Annotated in this window: 21 protein-coding genes; 20 read left to right on the forward strand and 1 reads right to left on the reverse strand. The window is 71.4% G+C overall.

Features of this window, described 5'->3' with window-relative positions; translation table 11 throughout:
- Positions 1-45 precede the first annotated feature (45 nt).
- The 10 genes from rpsM (at position 46) to SOM13_RS11670 (ending at position 10232) form a co-directional block, all read left to right on the forward strand.
- Positions 46-420, forward strand: a complete 375-nt coding sequence (gene rpsM, locus SOM13_RS11625) for a 30S ribosomal protein S13 (protein ID WP_055799939.1) — start codon at positions 46-48, stop codon at positions 418-420.
- A gap of 45 nt (positions 421-465) precedes the next feature.
- A complete protein-coding gene (gene rpsK, locus SOM13_RS11630; RefSeq protein ID WP_055799944.1) occupies positions 466-864 on the forward strand; it encodes a 30S ribosomal protein S11 in 399 nt (132 codons plus the stop codon).
- Between the two features lie 188 nt (positions 865-1052).
- Positions 1053-2045 (forward strand): DNA-directed RNA polymerase subunit alpha, encoded by a 993-nt coding sequence (locus tag SOM13_RS11635; RefSeq protein ID WP_055799947.1) that lies wholly within the window; start codon positions 1053-1055, stop codon positions 2043-2045.
- A 51-nt stretch (positions 2046-2096) separates the two neighbouring features.
- Positions 2097-2660, forward strand: coding sequence for a 50S ribosomal protein L17 (rplQ, locus tag SOM13_RS11640; RefSeq protein WP_192061045.1), 564 nt, complete (start codon positions 2097-2099; stop codon positions 2658-2660).
- Between the two features lie 190 nt (positions 2661-2850).
- Positions 2851-5556, forward strand: a complete 2706-nt coding sequence (locus SOM13_RS11645; RefSeq protein ID WP_320479795.1) for an ExeM/NucH family extracellular endonuclease — start codon at positions 2851-2853, stop codon at positions 5554-5556.
- A gap of 95 nt (positions 5557-5651) precedes the next feature.
- Positions 5652-6584 (forward strand): tRNA pseudouridine synthase A, encoded by a 933-nt coding sequence (locus tag SOM13_RS11650; RefSeq protein ID WP_320479796.1) that lies wholly within the window; start codon positions 5652-5654, stop codon positions 6582-6584.
- Positions 6585-6757: 173 nt separating this feature from the next.
- Positions 6758-7204: a 50S ribosomal protein L13 gene (gene rplM / locus SOM13_RS11655; protein ID WP_055799954.1), complete on the forward strand. Its 447-nt coding sequence runs from the start codon at positions 6758-6760 to the stop codon at positions 7202-7204.
- A 32-nt stretch (positions 7205-7236) separates the two neighbouring features.
- Positions 7237-7722: a 30S ribosomal protein S9 gene (rpsI, locus tag SOM13_RS11660; protein WP_192061047.1), complete on the forward strand. Its 486-nt coding sequence runs from the start codon at positions 7237-7239 to the stop codon at positions 7720-7722.
- A 26-nt stretch (positions 7723-7748) separates the two neighbouring features.
- Complete coding sequence (glmM, locus tag SOM13_RS11665) at positions 7749-9110, forward strand: phosphoglucosamine mutase (RefSeq protein WP_192061048.1); 1362 nt, start codon at positions 7749-7751, stop codon at positions 9108-9110.
- A gap of 84 nt (positions 9111-9194) precedes the next feature.
- A complete protein-coding gene (locus tag SOM13_RS11670) occupies positions 9195-10232 on the forward strand; it encodes a YdcF family protein (protein ID WP_320479797.1) in 1038 nt (345 codons plus the stop codon).
- Between the two features lie 142 nt (positions 10233-10374).
- On the opposite strand, the gene coaA is transcribed toward SOM13_RS11670, so the two are convergent.
- Complete coding sequence (gene coaA, locus SOM13_RS11675; protein ID WP_320479798.1) at positions 10375-11328, reverse strand: type I pantothenate kinase; 954 nt, start codon at positions 11326-11328, stop codon at positions 10375-10377.
- 43 nt (positions 11329-11371) lie between these two features.
- Between coaA and glmS the strand changes: the two genes are divergently transcribed.
- The 10 genes from glmS to SOM13_RS11725 all read left to right on the forward strand — a co-directional run bounded on the left by glmS (position 11372) and on the right by SOM13_RS11725 (position 20604).
- A complete protein-coding gene (glmS, locus tag SOM13_RS11680; RefSeq protein WP_320479799.1) occupies positions 11372-13219 on the forward strand; it encodes a glutamine--fructose-6-phosphate transaminase (isomerizing) in 1848 nt (615 codons plus the stop codon).
- Between the two features lie 37 nt (positions 13220-13256).
- Positions 13257-13736, forward strand: coding sequence for a holo-ACP synthase (locus SOM13_RS11685; RefSeq protein ID WP_320479800.1), 480 nt, complete (start codon positions 13257-13259; stop codon positions 13734-13736).
- Positions 13733-14821 carry an alanine racemase gene (gene alr, locus SOM13_RS11690; protein WP_192061053.1) on the forward strand — a complete coding sequence of 363 codons (1089 nt, stop codon included), beginning with the start codon at positions 13733-13735 and terminating at the stop codon, positions 14819-14821. Before SOM13_RS11685 ends, alr (SOM13_RS11690) begins: the two co-directional genes overlap by 4 nt.
- Complete coding sequence (alr, locus tag SOM13_RS11695) at positions 14818-15951, forward strand: alanine racemase (RefSeq protein WP_320479801.1); 1134 nt, start codon at positions 14818-14820, stop codon at positions 15949-15951. Before alr (SOM13_RS11690) ends, alr (SOM13_RS11695) begins: the two co-directional genes overlap by 4 nt.
- Positions 15948-16490, forward strand: coding sequence for a tRNA (adenosine(37)-N6)-threonylcarbamoyltransferase complex ATPase subunit type 1 TsaE (gene tsaE / locus SOM13_RS11700; RefSeq protein WP_320479802.1), 543 nt, complete (start codon positions 15948-15950; stop codon positions 16488-16490). Before alr (SOM13_RS11695) ends, tsaE begins: the two co-directional genes overlap by 4 nt.
- Positions 16491-16551: 61 nt before the next feature.
- Positions 16552-17232 (forward strand): tRNA (adenosine(37)-N6)-threonylcarbamoyltransferase complex dimerization subunit type 1 TsaB, encoded by a 681-nt coding sequence (gene tsaB, locus SOM13_RS11705; RefSeq protein ID WP_320479803.1) that lies wholly within the window; start codon positions 16552-16554, stop codon positions 17230-17232.
- A complete protein-coding gene (gene rimI, locus SOM13_RS11710) occupies positions 17229-17753 on the forward strand; it encodes a ribosomal protein S18-alanine N-acetyltransferase (protein ID WP_320479804.1) in 525 nt (174 codons plus the stop codon). The genes tsaB and rimI overlap by 4 nt, the downstream gene beginning before the upstream one ends.
- Before the next feature lie 74 nt (positions 17754-17827).
- A complete protein-coding gene (gene tsaD, locus SOM13_RS11715) occupies positions 17828-18865 on the forward strand; it encodes a tRNA (adenosine(37)-N6)-threonylcarbamoyltransferase complex transferase subunit TsaD (protein ID WP_192061135.1) in 1038 nt (345 codons plus the stop codon).
- A 92-nt stretch (positions 18866-18957) separates the two neighbouring features.
- Complete coding sequence (locus SOM13_RS11720; protein ID WP_192061057.1) at positions 18958-19419, forward strand: DUF4190 domain-containing protein; 462 nt, start codon at positions 18958-18960, stop codon at positions 19417-19419.
- A 129-nt stretch (positions 19420-19548) separates the two neighbouring features.
- The gene (locus SOM13_RS11725; protein ID WP_320479805.1) at positions 19549-20604 is read left to right on the forward strand and encodes a hypothetical protein; all 1056 of its coding nucleotides are present in this window, start codon (positions 19549-19551) and stop codon (positions 20602-20604) included.
- Positions 20605-20673: the final 69 nt, after the last annotated feature.

Raw genomic sequence — 20673 nt, forward strand, 5'->3', positions numbered from 1 at the left:
CCGGTGCTGTGACAGACCTCCACCACTCTCTGAGGAGAAGCCACCATGGCACGTCTAGCAGGCGTTGACATCCCGCGCGACAAGCGCGTGGAAGTCGCACTGACCTACATCTACGGAGTCGGCCGCACCCGTGCGCTCCAGACTCTCGCTGACACCGAGATCGACGGCAACATCCGCGTCAAGGACCTGACGGACGACCAGCTCGTCCTTCTCCGCGACCACATCGAGGGCAACTTCAAGGTAGAGGGTGACCTCCGTCGCGAGGTCGCCGCCGACATCCGCCGCAAGGTCGAGATCGGCAGCTACGAAGGCATCCGCCACCGCCGCGGTCTGCCTGTCCGTGGACAGCGCACCAAGACGAACGCTCGTACCCGCAAGGGCCCGAAGCGCACCGTCGCCGGCAAGAAGAAGGCTCGATAGGCCCCGGCTCCCGCCGTACTCGCCCTTAGGTTGTAGGAGAAAAAATTGGCAGCACCGAAGTCGGCCGCGCGTAAGCCCCGCCGCAAAGAGAAGAAGAACGTCGCTGTGGGTCAGGCCCACATCAAGAGCACGTTCAACAACACCATCGTTTCGATCACCGACCCCTCGGGTGCCGTGCTGAGCTGGGCTTCGTCCGGCGCCGTCGGCTTCAAGGGTTCGCGCAAGTCGACGCCCTTCGCCGCGCAGCTCGCGGCCGAGTCGGCTGCACGACAGGCGCAGGAGCACGGCGTCAAGAAGGTCGACGTGTTCGTCAAGGGTCCGGGTTCCGGTCGCGAGACGGCGATCCGCTCGCTCCAGGCCGCAGGCCTCGAGGTGGGTTCGATCAACGACGTCACCCCGCAGGCGCACAACGGCTGCCGCCCGCCGAAGCGTCGTCGCGTCTAACTGAGTTACCGCCCGTCGCGCCTCCCTCACCCGGTATCAGGGTCGAGGAGGCGCGGCGGGCTACACCGCGTTCGCACCGCCTCCTGCACCACCGGCAGGGGCATCACAACTCAACAGACCCGACCGGCCCGCCACCTGTCGTACCGCCAAGAGTCATATAGCGGACTCTTCGCCGAAAGGAATCCACAGTGCTCATTGCACAGCGCCCCACCCTCACCGAGGAGAACATCTCGGAGTTCCGTTCACGCTTCGTGATCGAACCCCTCGAGCCCGGTTTCGGCTACACCCTCGGCAACTCGCTGCGCCGCACTCTTCTGTCGTCGATCCCCGGAGCCGCTGTCACCAGCATCCGCATCGACGGTGTGCTGCACGAGTTCACCACCGTCCCCGGTGTGAAAGAAGACGTCACCGAGGTCATCCTCAACATCAAGCAGCTCGTCGTCTCGAGCGAGCACGACGAGCCCATCACGGCGTACCTGCGCAAGCAGGGTGCCGGTCAGGTCACGGCCGCCGACATCTCGGCTCCCGCCGGTGTCGAGATCCACAACCCCGAGCTGGTCATCGCGACCCTGAACGACAAGGCCAAGTTCGAACTCGAGCTGACCATCGAGCGTGGCCGCGGCTACGTCTCCGCCGTCCAGAACCGCAGCGAGTTCAGCGAAGCGGGTCAGATCCCCATCGACTCGATCTACTCGCCCGTCCTCAAGGTGACCTACCGCGTCGAGGCGACTCGTGCCGGTGAGCGCACCGACTTCGACCGCCTGGTCGTCGACGTCGAGACGAAGCCGGCGATCTCGCCGCGCGACGCCATCGCGTCGGCCGGTCGCACGCTGACCGAGCTCTTCGGCCTGGCCCGCGAGCTCAACACCGCTGCCGAGGGCATCGAGATCGGCCCCGCGCCGGTCGACGCCGTCCTCTCGAGCGAGCTGCAGACTCCGATCGAAGACCTCGATCTCTCGGTCCGCAGCTACAACTGCCTGAAGCGCGAGGGCATCAACACGGTGTCCGAGCTCGTCGCCCTCTCGGAGACGCAGCTCATGAACATCCGCAACTTCGGTCAGAAGTCGGTCGACGAGGTGAAGGACAAGCTCGTGGAGCTCGGCCTCTCGCTCAAGGACACGGTCCCCGGGTTCGACGGAGCCCACTTCTACAGCGGCTACGACGAGGAAGAGACCAACTAGGTCTCGTCTCCCGACGCCCTGATCATCTTCGACAGCTAGGAAACAACGATCATGCCCAAGCCCACCAAGGGTCCCCGCCTCGGAGGCGGCCCGGCTCACGAGCGTCTGATGCTCGCGAACCTCGCCGCGTCGCTCTTCGAGCACAAGAGCATCAAGACGACCGAGACGAAGGCCAAGCGCCTCCGCCCCGTCGCCGAGCGCCTCGTCACCTTCGCGAAGCGGGGCGACCTCGCGTCGCGTCGTCGTGCGATGCAGACGCTGCGCAACAACAAGGACGCCGCGCACATGCTCTTCACCGAGATCGCGCCGCTCGTCGAGAACCGTGAGGGCGGCTACACCCGCATCACGAAGCTCGGCTTCCGCAAGGGCGACAACGCCTCGATGGTGTCGATCGAGCTCGTGCTCGAGCCCGTCACCCCCAAGGTGAAGTCGTCGAGCAGCACGTCGGCCCCCGCGGCCGCCGCGCCCGCCGAAGAGGCCCCGGTCGAGGAGACCGAGACCGTCGAGGAGTCGGCACCCGTCGAGACCGAGACCGAGACGGCTGCCGCCGACGAGGTCGAGACCGACGCCGCCGAGAAGTCGGACGACGCCGCGAAGTCGGACGACACGAAGTAGTCCCGTTCCGCTTCGAAGGGCCCCGCAGCATCCGTGCTGCGGGGCCCTTCGGCGTCTCCGGTCCACCGCATGGGGGGCTGCGGCGTACCCCTCTCGGGGGGTGTTCATCTCGGCGACATGTGACAGAAACCTGTGAAGGAGCCAAGAAACGTAGGGTCGATTCATCCCTGCCTCTCCGACGAAGGATCACATGTCCGTTCGCCCCCGCCCTCTGACCCGGAAGCACATCGCCGTCGCGACCGGGTTCGCTCTCCTCGTCACACCCCTCGTCCCCTTCACCGCGGCGACCGCTGCGCCCGCGACGTCGACCGCCACCGCCGTGGCCGGCGGCCTGGTCATCGACGAGGCCTACCTGAAGGGCGGCAGCGCCAACGCACCCTTCACGAACAAGTTCGTGGAGCTCTACAACCCCACGACCAGCGCGGTGTCGCTGGCGGGCTGGTCACTGCAGTACCGTGCGGCCACGGCCAGCGCGGTCTCGGGTGTCGGCGCCCTCGCCGGCACCGTCCCCGCAGGCGGCAGCTTCCTCGTCCAGCTCGGCAGCAACGGCACCACGGGTGAGGCCCTGCCGGCGCCCGACGCCACGCTGGGTCTGAACCCGAGCGGCTCGACAGGCACCATCGTGCTGTCGGACCAGGCGACGGCCGTGACCCTGCCGACCGGCGCCTCCTCGGTGGGTGTCGACGGAGTCGTCGACCTGCTCGGCTACGGCACCTCGAACACCTACGAGACCACGGTCGCGGCGACCTCCGGCGGCAACGCCGTGCCCAACTCGCTGACGCGCACCGACCACGTCGACACCGACGTGAACGCCGCCGACTTCAGCGTCACCGCCGACGTCACGCCTCGGAACTCGGCCGGCGGCGGCGACGTGCCGACCGACCCCGACGAGCCCGAGCTGCCGACCGAGCCGACTCCCGGGGTCGACGTCACGATCGCCGAGCTGCAGGGGACGACCGATACGAGTCCGTTCGCCGGGCAGCGCGTGACCACCCGCGGCGTCGTGACCGCGGCGTACCCGACCGGCGGTCTGAACGGCTACGTCATCCAGACTCCGGGCACCGGAGGCGCGCTCGACTCCGCGACGCACGTCGCGTCGGACGCGGTCTTCGTCTACTCCTCGGCCACCGCCTCCTCGGTGTCCATCGGCGACTACGTCGAGACCACCGGCACGGCGAGCGAGTACTTCGGTCTCACCCAGCTGACCGTCGCCGCCGCCGCAGACCTCGCCGTGCTCGACGCCGCGTCCGTGACGGCGCCGGTGCCCGCGACGGTCGGGTTCCCCGAGACCGACGCCGAGCGCGAGGCGCTCGAGAGCATGCTCATCGCGCCGCAGGGCGACTTCACCGTCAGCGACGTCTACACGACGAACCAGTACGGGGAGGTCGTGCTGGCCTCCGGCACGAAGCCGCTCATCCAGCCGACCGAGGTCGCTCGCCCGGGCAGTGCCGAGTACACGGCGACGGTCGCCGACAACGCCGCCCGGAAGCTCGTGCTCGACGACGGCTCGTCGGTGAACTTCTTCACGGCCTCGAACCAGGGGATCCCCGTGCCGTACCTCTCGACCGAGGCCCCCGTCACCGTGGGCGCGGCCGTGACCTTCGACGAGCCCCTCGTGCTCGACTTCCGCAACTCCACCTGGAAGCTGCAGCCCACCGAGCGGATCACCGGCGACACCGAGACGGCCGACCTGCCCGTCTCGTTCGAGGACATCCGTGAGGAGGCGCCCCGCGACGTCGGGGGAGACCTGCGACTCGCCGGCTTCAACGTGCTGAACTACTTCCCCACGACGGGCGACCAGCTGAGCGGCTGCACGTACTACACCGACCGCTTCGGAAACCCGGTGACCGTCCAGGGCGGCTGCGACGCGCGAGGCGCCGCGAACCAGGCGAGCTTCGAGCGTCAGCAGGCGAAGATCGTGGCCGCCATCAACGGCCTCGACGCCGACGTCGTGTCGCTCGAGGAGATCGAGAACTCGGCCCGCTTCGGACAGGACCGCGACGCGGCGCTCTCGACCCTGGTCGACGCGCTGAACGCCGACCTGGGTGCCGACGAGTGGGCGTTCGTGCCGTCCCCCGCGACCGTCCCCGCCAACGAGGACGTCATCCGCCTGGCCTTCATCTACAAGAAGGCCACCGCGGAGACCGTCGGCGAGTCGCGCATCCTGACGGACGCCCCGGCGTTCAGCAACGCCCGTCAGCCGCTGGCGCAGACCTTCGCGCCCGTCGGCGCCCCCGCAGACGCCGACTTCGTCGTCATCGCGAACCACTTCAAGTCGAAGGGCAGCGGGTCGGGGGTCGACGCCGACCTCGGTGACGGGCAGGGCGCCTCGAACGCCTCGCGCGTCAACCAGGCGGAGGCGCTGGCCGACTTCTCGACGCGGGTCCAGTCCGACGCCGGGACCGACAAGGCGTTCCTGGTCGGCGACTTCAACGCCTACTCGCAGGAGGACCCGATCGAGGTGCTGCGCGACGCCGGCTACACCGACCTGGGCTCGACCGAGACCGACGAGTACAGCTACGTGTTCGGCGGCCTGAGCGGATCGCTCGACCACGTGCTCGCCAGCCCGGCCGCGGCCGAGGCCGTCACGGGCGTCGACATCTGGAACATCAACGCGGGCGAGTCCGTCGGGCTCGAGTACAGCCGGTACGACTACAACGCGGCCCCGCTCTACGCGGACGGCCCGTACCGGTCGAGCGACCACGACCCGGTCGTCGTCGGACTCGAGCTCGTCGGCGACGTCGACCCGGGCGAGCCCGAGCAGCCGGGCGACCCGGGTCAGCCCGATGAGCCCGGTCACGGGGGAGGCGCACCCACCCTGGGCCAGATCGTCACGGCCATCGTCACCGCGGTCATCGACTGGTTCAAGCAGCTGTTCGGCTGGCGCTGGCGGTGACCCGCCGGGTCGGATGACCCCGACCCGCCGATGAGACGGCTGGGCCCCGCGTCGTGGACGCGGGGCCCTGTCGTCGTCTCTCGTAGAATCCCAGGGTGACGACGACCGACGAGCCGACCCCGGACGACGCGGCCCTCGACCGGCCGAACCTGACGCGCATCCGGCTGAACGTCGCATACGACGGCACGAACTTCTCGGGGTGGAGCGAGCAGCCCGGCCGTCGCACCGTGCAGGGCGAGATCGAGCAGGCCCTGGTCACCCTCTTCCGCCGGCTCGGCGACGTCCCCACCGTGACGGTGGCGGGGCGGACCGACGCGGGGGTGCATGCCCGTGGTCAGGTGGTTCACCTGGATCTCACCGACGCCCAGATCGCGCAGCTGCAGCGCCCTCACCGGGGCATGGTCGACAGGACCCCGCTCGACGCCCCGACGGTGCTCGCCCGGCGGCTCAACGGGCTGGCCGGCGCGTCCGACGAGATCGTCGTCTCGGGAGGCCGGCTCGCGCCTCCCGGGTTCCATGCCCGCTTCGGGGCGCTCTGGCGACGGTACGAGTACCGCATCGCCGATCGCGGTGCCGAGCGCGACCCCGCGCGGCGCGGTCACACGCTCTGGTACGACCAGCGGCTCGACCTCGACCTGATGAACGCCACGGCCGCCGGGCTGCTGGGTCTGCACGACTGGGCCGCGTACTGCCGGTACCGCGAGTACGCGACGAGCATCCGCGAACTGCAGGAGTTCCGATGGAGGCGCGAGGCCGACGGCGTGCTCGTCGCGACGGTGCAGGCGGACGCCTTCTGCCACAACCTCGTGCGGAATCTCGTCGGTGCCTGCGTCGCGGTGGGCGAGGGGGTGCTGCCCCAGCACCGGGCCGTGGGGATCCGCCGCGAGGCCGAGCGGAACGGCGAGTTCAGAGTCGTGCCCGCGCACGGCCTCACGATGGTCGAGGTCGGGTACCCGCCCGACGACGAGGTCGCGGCGCGCACCGAGCTGACGCAGGTGAAGCGGTCGGCCGCTCAGGTCGACGAGTGACGTTTGACGCCCCTGGGGGTGTCGGGTATCGTTGCCCCTTGGTGTCTGCGCAACTGCGCGCCTTCGCCCGAAGTTGAGCCCTCCACCTGATTCGTTCTCGTCGCATCTGCCTCGAGAACGGCGCCGGAGCGGGATTCACGAACCTCTCACCTCGACAAGAAAGCAGCACTACTGTGACGCGCACTTTCTCCCCCAAGCCGGCTGACGTTCAGCCGAACTGGCTGATCATCGACGCCAACGACGTCGTGCTCGGCCGTCTGGCCAGCCACGTGGCAGCACTGCTGCGCGGCAAGCACAAGCCGACCTTCGCCCCCCACATGGACATGGGCGACTTCGTCATCGTCATCAACGCCGACAAGGTGGCCCTCACCGGCTCCAAGCTGGCCGAGAAGCTCTACTACCGTCACTCGGGCTACCCGGGCGGCCTCACGGCCACCACGTACTCCGAGATGGTGGAGAAGCACCCCACGCGTGCGGTCGAGAAGGCCATCCGCGGCATGCTGCCGAAGAACTCGCTGGGCCGCGCCCAGATCAAGAAGCTGAAGGTGTACGCGGGTGCCGAGCACCCCCACGCTGCTCAGCAGCCCACGGTTTACACCCTCGACCAGGTCGCTCAGTAGCGTCCGCCTTCAGACTTAAGGACTCCCACACAGTGGCTCAGATCGCAGATTCCATCGACCAGGCTCCCCAGAGCTTCACCACCGAGAGCACGTCCACCGAGGCCGAGGCGACGCCCCGCGCCGTCCTGAACGTCTCCGGTTCGGCCGTCGGCCGCCGCAAGGAGGCGATCGCCCGCGCTCGCCTCGTCCCGGGTTCGGGCACCTTCGTGGTGAACGGCCGCACGCTCGAAGAGTACTTCCCGAACAAGCTGCACCAGCAGCTGATCAACGACCCGTTCAAGGTCCTCGATCTGCTCGGCGCCTACGACGTCACCGTCAAGGTGACCGGTGGCGGCCCCTCGGGTCAGGCCGGCGCGCTGCGTCTCGCCATCGCCCGTTCGCTCAACGAGATCGACCGCGAGAACAACCGCGCGACGCTGAAGAAGGCCGGCTTCCTGACTCGTGACGCCCGCGTCATCGAGCGCAAGAAGGCGGGTCTCAAGAAGGCCCGCAAGGCCTCGCAGTTCTCGAAGCGCTAAGAGCGCACCCGAAAGCAGGTCTCGCTATGTCGCGTCTCTTCGGTACCGACGGTGTGCGGGGCCTCGCCAACCGTGAGCTGACCGCCGTGCTCGCCCTGGGCCTCGCCCAGGCGAGCGCGGTGGTGCTCACGAAGGGGCATCACGCCGATGCCCGTCGTGCCGAAGGGCTGCGACCCGTCGCCGTCGTCGCACGCGACCCCCGCATCTCGGGGGAGTTCCTGACCGCCGCCGTGTCGGCGGGTCTGGCCAGCTCCGGTGTCGACGTGCTCGACGCCGGGGTCATCCCGACCCCAGCGGCGGCGTTCCTCGTGGACGACATCGGCGCCGACTTCGGCGTCATGATCAGCGCCTCGCACAACCCGGCCCCCGACAACGGCATCAAGTTCTTCGCCTTCGGCGGCACGAAGCTGCCCGACGAGGTCGAAGATCGCATCCAGGCCGCGATGGACGATCCCCAGCTGATGCCCATCGGCCGCGATGTCGGTCGCATCCGCCGGTTCGCCGATGCTGAAGACCGCTATGTCCTCCACCTCCTCGGCGCTCTGCCGAACCGTCTCGACGGCATCCACGTCGTACTCGACTGCGCTCACGGTGCCGCGTCGGCGGTCTCGCCCGAGGTGTTCACCGACGCCGGCGCGAAGGTGACGCTCATCGGCGCCGACCCCGACGGCCTCAACATCAACGACGGCGTGGGGTCGACGCACCTCGACAACCTCGCCCGGGCCGTGCTCGAGCACGGCGCCGACGTCGGCATCGCCCATGACGGCGACGCCGACCGGTGCCTCGCGGTCGACGCGACCGGCGCCGTGGTCGACGGCGACCAGATCATGGCGATCATCGCCGTGGCTCAGAAGGAGCGCGGTGCGCTCGCGTCCGACACCCTCGTCGCGACCGTCATGAGCAACCTCGGCCTCACCCGGGCCATGGCCGAGCACGGCATCACCGTGCGTCAGACCCGCGTGGGCGACCGTTACGTGCTCGAGGACATGGCCGAGCACGGCTTCAACCTCGGCGGCGAGCAGTCCGGTCACATCGTCTTCGGCGACCACGCGACGACGGGCGACGGCATCCTCACCGGCCTGTCGCTGGTGGCGCGTATGGCCGCGACCGGCAAGAGCCTCGCCGAGCTCGCCACCGTCATGACCGTCTTCCCGCAGATCCTGATCAACGTCTCGGGCGTCGACCGCACTCGCCTCGCCGCCGACGCCGGGGTGGCCGAGGCCGTCGCGGCGTTCTCGGACGAGCTCGGCGACACCGGTCGGGTGCTGCTGCGTCCGTCGGGCACCGAGCCCGTCATCCGGGTGATGGTCGAGGCGGCGGACCAGTCCACCGCCGACCGCGTCGCCCACGCGCTGGCCGACGTCGTGCGCGAGCGCCTGGCCCTCTGACCCGGCGCGGCCCCGCCTGCCTGCCGGCGCCTCCTCAGGAGGCGCGGTGCCGGGTCCGCTCGGAGAGTCCGGCATCATGAGCAGATGATCCTCCTCGTGCCGGCATTCGTCTTCGCGGTGCTCTACGTCGTCAGCCGCCGACGCGACGCCCGTCGCCTGCGGAACGGCGTGTTCCTCGTGGCGGCCCTCGGCTGCCTGCTCCTCGCCGGGCTCGTCGAGCTGGACGGGTCGGGGCCGGCGCAGCAGTCGCTCGTCACGCTGGGGGCCCTGCTCGCCGTCGTGCTCGTCGGCGTGCTCGCCGTCGCCCTGATCGGCAACGGCGTGACGATGCTCCGATCGGAGGGTCGCAGCCTCGGCAATCTGCTGTCGCTCGTCGCCGGCGTGGCCATCCTCGTGCTGCCCCTCGTCGCGGTGGCCCTCGTGACGCTGCCGAGTCAGTTCGACCTGCCCTCGGTCGTCGACGTGCTGCTCGTCGCGATCGGTCTGCTCGTCGCGTTCGGCTGCTTCTACGCGGCCGCGACCTTCGCCGCCTTCGGTCTCTACTCGCTCGTCTACAGCCGCTACCGGCACACGAAGACGCCCCAGGCGATCGTGGTGCTCGGCTCGGGCCTGATCCGAGGCGAGGTGCCGCCCCTCCTCCGCAGCAGACTCGACAAGGCGCTGGCCGTCTACCGCGGTGTCGCCGCAGACGGGTCCCGCCCAGTGCTCATCCCCTCGGGCGGGCAGGGGGCCGACGAGCCCCGCGCCGAGGGCGACGCCATGGCCGAGTACCTGCTCGGGCAGGGGGTCGACGCGGCCGACGTCCGCCCCGAGACGGCGTCGACGAGCACCCGCGAGAACCTGCTCCTCTCGCGCGAGGTGCAGCGTGCGGACGGCCGCGACGGCGCCACTCTCGTCGTGACGAACGACTACCACGTGCTGCGTGCGGCGCTGCTGGCTCGCTCCATCGGCAGCGACGCCCAGGTCGTCGGGTCGCCGACCGCCGCCTACTACGTGCCGAGCGCGTTCCTCCGCGAGTACATCGCGATCATGGTCGAGCACCGGCGACTGAACGCCGTCGCCGTCCTCGCGGCGGCGGCCCTCGTCGCACTCGGCGTCGTGTGGTCGTTGCTGCCCGTGTGAACCGACCCGCGCCTCCTGCGCTCACTCCGTGGCGCCGCGATGAGTCAGGACGCGCCGCGGGGGTCGCGGGCGCGCGGCGTGTCGTGACTCATGGAGCTGAGGGCCGGGGGCTGGGGGCAGGGGGCCGGGCGGGCGGCCCGGGTCAGATCTTGCGGAGCAGCACCGAGCTGACCTTGTGGTCGGACGCCTTCCGCAGCACGAGCGTCGCCCGCGACCGGGTCGGCAGCACGTTCTCGAGCAGGTTCGGTTCGTTCACCCCGCGCCAGATGCCCGACGCGAAGCTGCGGGCCTCGTGTTCGTCCATGTCGGCGAAGCGGTGGAAGTACGAGCGCTCCTGGGTGAAGGCGCTCTTCTGCAGCGCCAGGAACCGCTCGACGAACCAGTTCTCGATGTCGCCGGTGCGGGCGTCGACGTAGACGGTGAAGTCGAAGAGGTCGCTGAGGGCGAGCCGGCCGCCGAGCGGGGGCTGCAGCACGTTCAGCCCCTCGACGATCAGGATGTCGGGCCGGCGCACGACCACCTCGGCGCTCGGCATGATGTCGTAGCTGGTGTGCGAGTAGAACGGCGCCCGCACCTCTTCGGCGCCGCTCTTGACCTGCGAGACGAAGCGCAGCAGGTGGCGGCGGTCGTACGACTCGGGGAAACCCTTGCGGTGCATGATGCCGCGGCGCTCGAGCTCGGCGTTCGGGTAGAGGAACCCGTCGGTGGTGACCAGCTCGACGCGCGGCGTGTCGTCCCACCGTGACAGGAGCTCACGCAGGAGGCGCGCGACGGTGGACTTGCCCACCGCGACCGAGCCGGCGACGCCGATGACGAACGGCGTGCGCTGCGCCCGCTCGCCGAGGAAGTCGCTGGTCGCCCGGTGCAGGTTGCGGGCCCCGGCGGCGTAGAGGTTCAGGAGGCGGCTGAGGGGCACGTAGACGTCTTGGACCTCGCGCATGTCGAGGCGGTCGCCGAGGCCCCGCAGCTGCACGATCTCGGTCTCGGTGAGAGGGAGGCGCGTGGCCGGCGCGAGCTCGGCCCAGGCGTCCCGGTCGATCTCGACGAACGGCGAGGCGTGGCCGGTCGCCTGCGTCGTCGGGGTCGCGTCGGCCATGGGTTCGAGGCTACCCGGTGGCCGACACCGTAGGATCGTCCTCATGTGCGGAATCGTGGGTTATGTAGGCGGCGAGCGAAGCATCGAGGTGCTGCTCGGGGGGCTCAAGCGTCTCGAGTACCGGGGCTACGACTCCGCCGGGGTGGCCGTCGTCGACGCCGACGGCACGCTCGGCAGCCGCAAGAAGGCCGGCAAGCTGCAGATGCTCGTCGACGACCTCGAGTCCTCGCCCCTCACCGACGGTCGCACCGGCATCGGCCACACGCGCTGGGCGACCCACGGCGGGCCGACCGACGAGAACGCCCACCCGCACCTCGCCGACGACGGCAGACTCGCCCTCATCCACAACGGCATCATCGAGAACTTCTCCGAGCTGAAGGCCGAGCTGCTCACCGAGGGCGTCGAGTTCCTCAGCGAGACCGACTCCGAGGTCGCGGCCCACCTCGTCGCCCGCGCCTACCGCGCGTCGGGCGACCTCGCCGAGGCGCTGCGCACCGTCGTCAACACCCTGCACGGCGCCTTCACGCTGCTGGTGGTCCACGCCGACCAGCCGGGTCTCGTGGTCGGCGCCCGTCGAAACTCCCCGCTCGTGGTCGGTCTCGGCGACGGCGAGAACTTCATGGGCAGCGACGTGGCCGCGTTCATCGCGTACACGCGCCGTGCCATGTCCATCGGCCAGGACCAGCTCGTCTCGATCCGACCCGACTCGGTCGAGGTGGTGGACTTCGAGGGCCGCCCCGTCGAGACCACCGAGTTCGAGGTCGACTGGGACGCCTCGGCCGCCGACAAGGGCGGCTGGTCGAGCTTCATGGCGAAGGAGATCAGCGAGGAGCCCGAGGCCGTCGCCAACACGCTGCTGGGTCGCGCGGTCGACGGCGCCGTCACCCTCACCGACCTCGACGGCGTGCGCGAGCAGCTGCTCACCGTCGACCGCGTCATCGTCATCGCGTGCGGCACGGCCGCCTACGCGGGCATCCTCGGCAAGTACGCCATCGAGCAGTGGGCCCGCATCCCCGTCGAGGTCGAGCTCGCCCACGAGTTCCGCTACCGCGACCCGGTGCTCGACGCACGCACCCTCGTGGTGTCGATCAGCCAGTCGGGCGAGACGATGGACACCCTGATGGCCGTCAAGTACGCCCGCGAGCAGGGTGCGCAGGTGCTGTCGATCTGCAACACCCAGGGGTCGACCATCCCGCGCGAGTCCGACGCCGTGATCTACACGCACGCCGGGCCCGAGGTGGCCGTCGCGTCGACCAAGGCCTTCGTCGCGCAGGGCACGGCGCTGTTCCTCCTCGGTCTGCACCTGGCGACCCTCCGCGGCACGCTGACCGCCGAGCAGATCGCCGAGCAGGTCACCGACCTGCAGGCCATCCCCGAGAAGATCACCCGCGTGCTCGAGAGCTCGGAGCGCATCCGCACCCTCGCCGGCTGGATGGCCGACACGCGATCGGTGCTGTTCCTCGGTCGACACGTCGGGTACCCGATCGCTCTCGAGGGCGCCCTCAAGCTGAAAGAGCTGGCGTACATCCACGCGGAGGGCTTCGCGGCCGGCGAGCTGAAGCACGGCCCGATCGCGCTGATCGAGCCCGGGCAGATCGTGTTCGTCATCGTGCCGAGCCCGCGCGACCCCCGCAGCCTGCACCCCAAGGTCGTCTCGAACATCCAGGAGATCCGCGCCCGCGGGGCCCGCGTCATCGCCATCGCCGAAGAGGGCGACGCGGCCGTTCTGCCCTTCGCCGACGAGGTGCTGCACATCCCGCTCGCCGCGCCGCTGTTCGAGTCGCTGCTCGCCGTCGTGCCGCTGCACATCTTCGGGATGGAGCTCGCCGCGGCCAAGGGCCTCGACGTCGACCAGCCGCGCAACCTCGCGAAGTCCGTGACCGTCGAGTAGATGCGAGCCCGCCTCCGATGACACGTCGAGCATCCGCATGATCGTCGGGATCGGGGTCGACGTCGTCGACCTGACCCGCTTCGAGCGCTCGCTCGCCCGGACGCCGGCCCTCCGGGGCCGGCTCTTCGGCGACCACGAGACCGTGCTCCGAGACGGCGCACCCCGCCAGGTGCCGTCGCTCGCCGCCCGGTTCGCGGCGAAGGAGGCTCTGATCAAGGCGCTCGGCGGGTCGACCGGCGTGTCATGGCACGACATCGTCGTGGTCTCCGACGAGCAGGGCGCGCCGTCGCTGACGCTGACGGGCGGGGCGCGTGCGCTCGCCGAAGCCCGCGGCGTCGCGCGGCTGCACCTCTCGCTCAGCCACGACGGGGGCGTCGCCGTCGCCTACGTGATCGCCGAGGGCGCCGACACGACGACCGCAGCACCGGCCGGCCCGGCCGGCCCGGCCGAGCCGGCCCGCTCGCCCGCACCGGGCACCCCGAACCGAGACGAACCCGAGGAGGCGGTCAGCGCGTGACGCAGGACGTCAAGATCACCGTCGACACGTCGGCGCTCCGGCACAACGTGGCGGTGCTGCGCGAGGCCGTCGCCCCGCACGCCGTCATGGTCGTCGTCAAGGCCAACGCCTACGGGCACGGCGCCGTCGAGTCGGCGAGGGCCTTCGTCGACGCCGGGGTCGACTGGCTCGGGGTCGCCGACCTCGAGGAGGCCCTCGAGCTGCGCCGTGCGGGGATCACCGCGCCGATCCTCGCCTGGCTGCACGCGCCGGGCGAGACGTTCGAGTCGGCCGCGGCGCACGACGTGACGCCCGCGGTGTCCGACCTGGCCCAGCTCGAGGCGGCGGCGGCCGCGGGCGTCCGCGCCGTGCACCTCTGCGTCGACACCGGGCTGAGCCGCAACGGCGCCGTCGAGACAGAGTGGCCCGCGTTCTTCCGCCGAGCGGCGGAACTCGCCGACCGCCTCCCGATCGAGGGTCTGATGAGTCATCTCTCGAACGCCTCGCCCGAAGAGGACGGCCGACAGGCGGCGGCGTTCGTCCGCGCCACGGGGGTGCTGGGCGGGCTGGGCGTCGAGCCGAGGCTGCTGCACCTCGCCGCCTCGGCCGCGGGTCTCAGCTACCCGGGCACCCGCTACGGGCTCGTGCGCTTCGGCCTCGCCGCCTACGGCCTCAGCCCCTTCGCCGGTCGCTCGGCCGCCGAATGGGGGCTCCGCCCCGCCCTCGCCCTGTCCGCCCCGGTCACCACCGTCAAGCGCGTGCCCGCCGGCGAGGGCGTGTCGTACGGCTACGTGTTCCGGCCCGAGCGCGACACGACGATCGCGGTCGTGCCGGTCGGCTACTCCGACGGCGTCGATCGGGCCGCGAGCGATCGGGCGTCGGTGACGATCGGCAGCCGCACCTACCGGGTCCGTGGTCGTATCGCCATGAACGCCCTCGTCATCGACGTCGGCGACGACCCCGTCGAGGTCGGCGACGACGTCGTCCTGTTCGGCGACCCCGCGGCCGGGCACCAGGGCGCGGCCGACTGGGCCACCGCCTCCGGGGGGATCACCTACGAGACCGTCGCCTGCCTGTCGGGCGCCCTGACCCGGAGGTACGTATGAGCACGGGCTACCTGCGTCGCGCGACCGTCGACCTCGCCGCCTACCGGGCCAACCTCGAGTCCCTCGTCCAGCGTCTCGCGCCCGTCGAGGTGCTGGCCATCGTCAAGGCCGACGCCTATTCGAACGGCATCGACGTCATGGTGCCCGAGGCCGTGGCGGCGGGCATCCGCTGGTTCGGCACGGTCGAGCTGGAGCCCGCCCTCCGGCTGCGCCGCGCCGGCATCGCCCTCGAGGCGTCGTTCTTCGCCTGGCAGCTCGGCCCCGACGACGACTACGCGGGCGCCGTCGAGCACGGCGTCGATCTCGGCGTCTCCACCCTCGACCAGCTCGAGCGCTTCGCCGAGGCCGCGCGCGACGCCGGCCGCGAGGCTCTCGTCCACCTGACCATCGACACCGGTCTGCATCGCGAGGGCTGCCTGCCCGCCGACTGGGCCGAGCTGGTGACCCGGGCGGTGACCCTCCGCGACGAGGGCGTGGTGCGCCTCCGCGGGGCCTTCTCGCACGTCTCCGAGACGAGCGAGGCCGACGACCACGCGGCCTCCGTCGTGTTCCGCAAGGCGCTCGCCGACGCCGAGGCCCTCGGGGCGACCTTCGAGAAGCGCCACATGTCGTCGAGCTCGGCCGGCATGGAGCACCCCGAGCGGCGCTTCGACATGGTCCGCATGGGGTCGAACGGCTACGGGATCCCCGTCACCGAGGGCGTCAGCGCGAGCGATCGCGGTCTCCACCCCGTGCTGACCCTCAGCGCCTGCGTCGTGCGGGTGAAGCGCGTGCCCGCCGGCACCGGGGTGTCGTACGACTACACGTACCGCACCGACCGCGACACGACCCTCGCCCTCGTGCCGATCGGCTACGCCGACGGGGTGAGCCGTCGCGCGCAGCACGGCGTCGAGGTGACCGTGCGCGGGCGCCGGTACCCGATCGTCGGTCGGGTCGCGATGGACCAGTTCCTGATCGACGTCGGCGACGACCCGATCGAGGTCGGCGACGAGGTGCTGCTCTTCGGCCCGGGCGACGGCGGCGAGCTGACCATCGGCGAATGGGCCGACGCGACCGACACGATCCCCGAAGAGGTCTCGTGCCGCATCGGGGCCCGTGTGCCACGCGTCTACCTGGGCCGTCGGGGATGACCGCGAACGACCTCCCGCTCTACGACGGGCCGGTCGCCGACACCGAGACGATGGAGGGGCTGGGTCGTCGTCTCGGTCGGCTGCTCCGGGCCGGCGATCTGGTCGTGCTGACCGGGCCGCTCGGCGCCGGCAAGACGACCTTCACCCGCGGCGTCGGCGAGGGGCTGCAGGTGCGCGGGCAGATCGCGAGCCCGACGTTCGTGCTGGCGCGCACGCATCCCAGCGCCACGGGCATCCCGCTGGTGCACGTCGACGCGTACCGGCTGGGCGGCGCGGCCGAGCTGGACGACCTCGACCTCGACTTCGAGGGCTCGGTCGTCGTGGTCGAGTGGGGCGCCGGTCTGCTCGACGGGGTCGCCGAGTCGTGGATCGAGGTGGTCATCGAGCGACCGACGGGTGCCGGCGCCGACGCCGCGCGCGAACCCGGCGCGGCGAGCGACCCCCTCGATCTCGACCCAGACGCCGACCCCGACGCCACCGTCGACGAGCCGCGCCACGTGACCATCACGATGTACGGCCCTCGCTGGGCCGACCTCTAGACGAGCGGCGGGCGGCCGAGGAGGCGCGGGTCGTCTCGAGTCGACCGCCTACGATTGACCCGTGATCCTGGCCATCGACACCTCCGCGGGAACGACCGTCGCCGTCGTCGACCGCGACCGCGGCGTGCTCGCGGAGCGCACCGAGTCCGACACCCGACGGCACGCCGAGGTGGTCGGCAGCCTGATCGAGTCGGCCCTCGCCGGGGCCGGTGTCGCCCCCGCGGATCTCAGCGCCGTCGTCGCCGGGGTCGGGCCGGGCCCGTACACGGGGCTCCGGGTCGGCATCGTCGCCGCGCGGGTCTTCGCCTTCGGCGTCGGGCGCCCCTGCCTGGCGCTCGCGAGCCACGACGCCATCGCCTTCGCGCGGCTCACGGCGGGCGAGGGCGGCAGCGGGTCGGTCGCCGTGCCGAGCGGCCGAGTCGACGCGCCCCTCGTGGTCGTGACCGACGCCCGTCGTCGCGAGGTCGCGTGGACCGCGTATCGCGGGCTCGACGACGAGGGGCTGCCGGTGCGGGTCGAGGGCCCGTCGCTCGTGAAGCCGGCCGGCCTCGACGACGCGCTGGGCGCCTCCTCGGCGTCGCCTCGGACCGATCCCGACGACACCGTCGTGTCGGCGGCGGCCCTCGGGATGCTCGCCGAGCGGATGTTCGAGCACGGCCGCGGGTTCGCCGACCCTGCTCCGCTCTACCTCCGCGAGCCCGACGTCACCGTCTCGGCGGGCCCGAAGCCGGTCGGTCGATGACGTTCCGCGCACGGCGCGCCACGATCGACGACCTCGACGGGATCATGGCCATCGAGACGTCGGTCTTCGTCACCGACGCCTGGTCGCGCGAGGGCATGGCCCACGAGCTGGCCTCGCCCGACGGGTGGTACCTGGTGGCCGAGGCCGGGACCGACACCGGGGATGAGACCGGCGCCGACACCGGCATCTTCGGTTACGCGGGGCTTCTGGCGCTGCCGGGCGCACCCGACGCCGACGTCCAGACGATCGCGGTCGTGCCCGGGGCCCGGCGGCACGGGCTGGGCCGCACCCTGATGACCGCGATGATCGACGAGGCGCGGCGCCGCCGGGTCCGAGAGGTGTTCCTCGAGGTCCGTGCCGACAACCCCGGTGCTCAGCGCCTCTACGCCTCGCTCGGGTTCGAGCCGATCGCGGTGCGCCCGCGCTACTACATGCCCGACGGGGTCGACGCGGTCGTGATGCGCCTCACCATGGCGACCTCCTCCGACGACGCGCCCGCACAGACAGGACCCTCCTCGTGAACCCGACCCGTGCCTCCTCGGCTCCCCGCTCCGCCGACTCGTCGGACGGCGCCGGCTCGTCGACGGGCCCGCTCGTGCTCGGCATCGAGACGAGCTGCGACGAGACCGGCGTCGGCATCGTCCGTGGCACGACCCTGCTCGCGAACGTCATCTCGTCGTCGATGGACGAGCACGCGCGCTACGGCGGCGTCGTGCCCGAGGTGGCCGCGCGGGCGCACCTCGACGCGATGCAGCCGGCCCTCGAGGCCGCGCTCGCCGAGGCGGGCGTCACGCTCGACGAGCTCGACGCGATCGCGGTGACGAGCGGCCCGGGTCTCGCCGGCGCGCTGATGGTCGGCGTGGGCGCGGCAAAGGCCCTCGCGCTCGCCACCGGCAAGCCGCTCTACGCGGTGAACCACCTGGTCGGGCACGTCGGCGCCGACGTGCTGCGGGCCGACGGCAGCGAGCTCGAGCTGCCGACCATCGCGCTGCTGGTCTCGGGCGGGCACACGTCGCTGCTGCACGTGCGCGATCTCGTCGACGACGTCGAGCTGCTGGGCGAGACCATCGACGACGCCGCCGGTGAGGCCTTCGACAAGGTCGCGCGCCTCCTCGGCCTGCCCTATCCCGGCGGCCCGCAGATCGATCGCGTCGCCGCCGACGGGGACCCGGCCGCGATCCGGTTCCCTCGCGGGCTGACGCTGCCCAAAGACCTCGTCAAGCATCGATACGACTTCTCGTTCTCGGGGCTGAAGACCGCCGTGGCCCGCTGGGTCGAACGCCGACGGGACGAAGGAGGCGCGGTGCCGGTCGCCGACGTCGCCGCATCGTTCCGCGAGGCCGTCGCCGACGTGCTGCTCACCAAGGCGCTGGCCGCCTGCGCCGACCTGGGCGTGCCTCGCCTCCTGCTCGGCGGGGGAGTGGTCGCGAACGCCCGCGTGCGGCAGCTCGCCCTCGAGCGCTGCGAGGCGGCGGGCGTCGAGCTGCGCGTGCCGCCGCTGTCGCTCTGCACCGACAACGGGGCGATGATCGCGGCCCTGGGTGCGCAGCTCGTCGCCCGCGGGCACGCGCCGTCGCCGCTCGACTTCGGCGCCGACTCGACGCTGCCGGTGACGACGGTGCAGGCGGTCTGAGCCGTCGGGGCGTGGGGCGTGGGGGCCCTCAGGGCGGAGCGCGGGCGGGTCCGCGTAGGCTCGGGGCCACTCAGACAGAAGGAGACCTCGGCATGACCGACCACGACCCGGCCCGCCAGGGCCCGCAGAACCCCCCGGCGCCTCAGTACCCGCAGTACCCGCAGGGTTCGCAGAGCACGCAGGGGCAGCCCGGCGGCCAGCCGCAGCAGCAGCCGTATCAGCAGAACCCCTATCAGGGGCAGGCCCAGGGGCAGGGCGGCTACGGGCAGGGCGGCTACGGCGGCCAGTCGCCGAAGACCAACGTGCTGGCCATCGTGTCGCTCGTCGCGAGCATCCTGAGCTCGTTCGTCTTCAGCATCGTCGCCATCGTCACGGGCCACATCTCGCTGCGCCAGATCAAGCGGACCGGCGAGCAGGGCAAGGTCATGGCGATCATCGGCCTCGTGCTCGGCTACCTCGGCCTGCTCGGCGCGATCGCCGTCGTCGTGTTCTTCATCGTCGCGATCGCCGCCGGCGGATTCGCGTACGACCAGAGCTACGAGTCCGGGTTCTGATCACTCCGAGTCCACTCATCGACGACGTCGATACCATGACGGGGTCCGCGCTCACCGGCGCGGGCCCCCTCGTGCATCGGGCGCTCGTCCGTCCGTCACGACCGCCGCACCGCACTCGAAAGGGTCCTCATGGCCACCGACGACACGACACCTCCCGGCCCGGTCCCTCCGGCCTCCACTCCCTCGCCCGCGCCGTCGGGGTCCGAGTCGTCGGGCTCGTCGGGGGCTGATCGGTCGGGTGCCGAGTCGTCGGGCGCGGATCCCGCGGGCGCGACCGCCGAGGGCGGGGCGGCCTCGCCGTCGCTGCCCCCGACCGCGTACCCCGGGGCTCCCACCCAGCCCGCGCCTCCGACCCAGCCCGCGCCTCCTGCCGGGTCACGACCGGTCGGCGACCCGTTCGTCGCGCCGGGGCAGCAGGCCTCTCCGGTCGGGTCCGCTCCTGCGCCGCAGGGGCCTCCCGGGTCGGCGCCCTACGGCGCGGGTCCGCAGGGGCAGTCCGGCCAGTACGGGCAGTCGGGGCAGTACGGACGACCCGCGCCCGGTCAGCAGGCCTCCGACGGACCCCAGCAGTCGTCGGGTGGTCAGCAGTACGGGGCGCCGACCCGGCCCGGTCAGTCGCCGTTCGGCGAGCAGCCGGGCGGGGGAGCGCCGTACGGCGCCGCTCCGCAGCAGCCCTACGGTGCGCAGCAGGGCCAGCAGGGCCAGCAGGGTCAGCAGGGCCAGCAGCAGTACGGACGCCCGCAGCCTTACGGCGCTCCGCAGTACGGAGCCCCGCAGAACGGGAGCCCGCAGTACGGCGCCCCGCAGTACGGCGCCCCGCAGAACGGAGCCCCGCAGTACGGCGCCCCGCAGCCCTACGGCTCGCAGTACGCCACCTATCAGCAGGGTGGCGCTCCCAGGCCCTCGAGTCTGCTGAGCATCCTGTCGATGTCGGGGTCGATCCTCGGCGTGTTGATGTCGCTGGTGCTCTTCGGGTCGGGAGTCCTCTTCTCGATCGCCGGCGTGGTGCTCGGTCACGTGGGGCAGAAGCGCGAACGCCATGCGCGTGGCTTCTGGCTGACGGGTCTCATCACCGGCTACGTGGGCATCGGCCTGTCGCTCCTGATCATCGGCGCCTGGGTGCTGTTCTTCAACGTGCTCTCGGAGATGCCGTCGACCGGCGACGGGTACTACAGCGGCACCTGAGCCGCAGACCCGGCTCCGCGACGGAGGCCGGCGCCCCCCCCGGGGCGGGGGGCGCCCCCGGGCGGGGGG

It is taken from the genome of Frigoribacterium sp. CFBP9030 (genome assembly GCF_034045195.1).
GTDB lineage: Bacteria > Actinomycetota > Actinomycetes > Actinomycetales > Microbacteriaceae > Frigoribacterium.

Coding starts and splice junctions, on each gene's coding strand:
- SOM13_RS11725 (WP_320479805.1), top strand. CDS start 19,549: ATGGCCACCGACGACACGACACCTCCCGGCCCGGTCCCTCCGGCCTCC.
- SOM13_RS11685 (WP_320479800.1), top strand. CDS start 13,257: ATGATCGTCGGGATCGGGGTCGACGTCGTCGACCTGACCCGCTTCGAG.
- rplQ (WP_192061045.1), top strand. CDS start 2,097: ATGCCCAAGCCCACCAAGGGTCCCCGCCTCGGAGGCGGCCCGGCTCAC.
- glmS (WP_320479799.1), top strand. CDS start 11,372: ATGTGCGGAATCGTGGGTTATGTAGGCGGCGAGCGAAGCATCGAGGTG.
- SOM13_RS11645 (WP_320479795.1), top strand. CDS start 2,851: ATGTCCGTTCGCCCCCGCCCTCTGACCCGGAAGCACATCGCCGTCGCG.
- glmM (WP_192061048.1), top strand. CDS start 7,749: ATGTCGCGTCTCTTCGGTACCGACGGTGTGCGGGGCCTCGCCAACCGT.
- alr (WP_320479801.1), top strand. CDS start 14,818: ATGAGCACGGGCTACCTGCGTCGCGCGACCGTCGACCTCGCCGCCTAC.
- coaA (WP_320479798.1), bottom strand. CDS start 11,328: ATGGCCGACGCGACCCCGACGACGCAGGCGACCGGCCACGCCTCGCCG.
- SOM13_RS11670 (WP_320479797.1), top strand. CDS start 9,195: ATGATCCTCCTCGTGCCGGCATTCGTCTTCGCGGTGCTCTACGTCGTC.
- rpsM (WP_055799939.1), top strand. CDS start 46: ATGGCACGTCTAGCAGGCGTTGACATCCCGCGCGACAAGCGCGTGGAA.
- SOM13_RS11720 (WP_192061057.1), top strand. CDS start 18,958: ATGACCGACCACGACCCGGCCCGCCAGGGCCCGCAGAACCCCCCGGCG.
- rimI (WP_320479804.1), top strand. CDS start 17,229: ATGACGTTCCGCGCACGGCGCGCCACGATCGACGACCTCGACGGGATC.
- tsaE (WP_320479802.1), top strand. CDS start 15,948: ATGACCGCGAACGACCTCCCGCTCTACGACGGGCCGGTCGCCGACACC.